The sequence below is a fragment of the Rhizobacter sp. P1_G5 genome (genome assembly GCF_056405435.1).
Map to the genome: position 1 here is coordinate 1 of NZ_JBFUCB010000796.1, position 2,361 is coordinate 2,361.

Below are 2,361 nucleotides of genomic sequence, written 5' to 3' on the forward strand. Positions count from 1 at the left end.
CTCGTAGRGGATGTCGCTGCCGATCACCAGGTCGAAGCGGCCGCTGATCGTCTGCTCGTCCTGCGGCACGGGTGGCAGCAGGTCGTCGGCGGATTCGGACCACTGCCCGTGCCGGTAGGCCATCGGCAGCAGGCCGTTGAGCCGCAGGTTCTCGGCGAGGAAGCCGGCGGTGAGCGGATGGCAGTCGCTCGCGGTCACGTCGCTGCCGCGGCGGTGGCTGACCAGGCTCGCGAGCGCGAGGCCGCAGCCGATCTCGAGGATGCGCTCCTGCGGCACCATCGCACGCACCGCCATGCGCGCGGCAAGCTGCAGGCCCGACGGCCACAGCAGCCCGAACAGCGGCCAGGCCGCCGACGAGATGCCCTGCTGGAGCGCGAGGTGGTGGGGGTCGGAGAACTGCTGGCGGTCCAGCAACGAGCGAATCTGCAGGTCGGCAACGCCGTCGATGGCGATGTGCTCGTGTTTGACCAGATATCCAGGCATCGCGCAGTGTAGGCGCGATGCCTGGGACGCGCTTGTCAGCCCTCTTTCCGCAGCGACGGGAACAGGATCACGTCGCGGATGCTCGGGCTGTCGGTGATCAGCATCATCAGCCGGTCGATGCCGATGCCGCAGCCGCCGGTCGGCGGCATGCCGTACTCGAGTGCGCGGATGAAGTCGGCGTCGTAGAACATCGCCTCCTCGTCGCCGGCATCCTTGTTGGCCGCCTGCGCATGGAAGCGCGCCGCCTGGTCCTCGGCGTCGTTCAGCTCCGAGAAGCCGTTCGCGTACTCGCGGCCGGTCATGAAGAGCTCGAAGCGCTCGGTGATGCCGGGGTTGGAATCTGACGCACGCGCCAGCGGCGACACCTCGACCGGGTAGTCGATGATGAAGGTCGGGTGCCACAGCTTCTCCTCGACCACGGCCTCGAACAGCCCGAACTGCAGCTCCGGCAGCTTCCAGTGCGCCGGCGCTTCCTCGCCCGCCGCCTTCAGCTTCGCGCGCAGCACCTCGGCGTCGCCGGCCTCGGCCTCGCTCAACCCGGCGTGCACCACCAGCGAATCGCGCACCGACAGGCGCGTGAACGGCTTGTCCAGGTCGACCGGCTTGCCGGCGTAGGTGATGCTGGCCGAGCCGGTGGCCTGCCGCGCCGCATGGCGCAGCACCTGCTCGGTGAAGTCCATCACGTCGTGGTGGTTCCACCAGGCCGCGTAGAACTCCATCATCGTGAACTCGGGGTTGTGGCGCACCGAGATGCCTTCGTTGCGGAAGTTGCGGTTCACCTCGAACACCCGCTCGAAGCCGCCGACGATCAGCCGCTTCAGGTACAGCTCGGGCGCGATGCGCAGGAACATCTGCTGGTCGAGCGCGTTGTGGTGCGTGGTGAACGGCTTGGCGTTCGCACCGCCCGGGATCGGGTGCAGCATCGGCGTCTCGACCTCCATGAAGCCGTGCTCGATCATGTAGTGCCGGATCGAGCCCAGCGCCTTGCTGCGGGCGACGAAGCGCGCACGCGCCTCCTCGTCGGTGATCAGGTCGACATAGCGCTGGCGGTACTTCTGCTCCTGGTCGGCCATGCCGTGGAACTTGTCCGGCAGCGGCCGCAGGCTCTTGGTCAGCAGGCGCAGCGTGGTCACGCGCACCGACAGCTCGCCGGTCTTGGTGCGGAACAGCGTGCCCTCGGCACCGAGGATGTCGCCCAGGTCCCAGTGCTTGAACGCGGCGTACACCTCGTCGCCCAGCGCGTCCTTCGTGACGAACAGCTGCAGGCGGCCGGTCGAGTCCTGCAAGGTCGCGAAGCTCGCCTTGCCCATCATCCGCTTGAGCATCATCCGCCCGCCCAGGCTCACGACGATGCCCTGCGGCTCCAGCTCCTCGTTCGGGATCTCGCCGTACTTGCGGATCAGGTCGAGCGCATGGTGCTTCGGCTTGAAGTCGTTCGGGAATGCGACGCCGCCCTGCTGGCGGATCGCGGACAGCTTCTCGCGGCGTTCGGCGATCAGCTTGTTTTCGTCTTCGGGCGGCTGGGGAGGAGGGGTATGGGTCATGTGGGGCTCGGGAAATGCGCCGCAATTTTAGGCGGGCCGCCCGGGATTCCCCGGCCCGGGTCGTCCAGGCCGAATAAAATCGCCCGTTTGCCTCGCGGGTGCCCCGCGTAGCGCCTGCCTTTCGAGAGCCCCCATGCCGACTCCCTCCATCATCCGTGACCGCAAGCTGCGCCTGGCGCTGGTGGGCTGCGGCCGCATCGCGCAGAACCACATCGCGGCGCTGAAGCAGCATGCCGACCGGGCCGAATGGGTCGCGGTCTGCGACAACCAGCCCGAACTGCTGGCCAAGGCCGTCGAGCTGACCGGCGCCCCGGGTTTCGCATCGCTCGATGCC

General features: G+C 68.1%; 3 protein-coding genes. 1 reads left to right on the plus strand and 2 read right to left on the minus strand.

What is annotated here, in order from left to right; translation table 11 throughout:
* Both AC1D12_RS31180 and lysS read right to left on the minus strand, forming a co-directional pair.
* Nucleotides 1-483 (minus strand): class I SAM-dependent methyltransferase (locus AC1D12_RS31180; RefSeq protein WP_477845068.1); only part of this gene is annotated, 483 nt, incomplete at its 3' end.
* A 35-nt stretch (nt 484-518) separates the two neighbouring features.
* Nucleotides 519-2,027 carry a lysine--tRNA ligase gene (gene lysS / locus AC1D12_RS31185; RefSeq protein ID WP_477845069.1) on the minus strand — a complete coding sequence of 503 codons (1,509 nt, stop codon included), beginning with the start codon at nt 2,025-2,027 and terminating at the stop codon, nt 519-521.
* A 133-nt stretch (nt 2,028-2,160) separates the two neighbouring features.
* Between lysS and AC1D12_RS31190 the strand changes: the two genes are divergently transcribed.
* On the plus strand, nt 2,161-2,361 hold a 201-nt coding region (locus AC1D12_RS31190; RefSeq protein WP_477845070.1), incomplete at its 3' end, for a Gfo/Idh/MocA family oxidoreductase.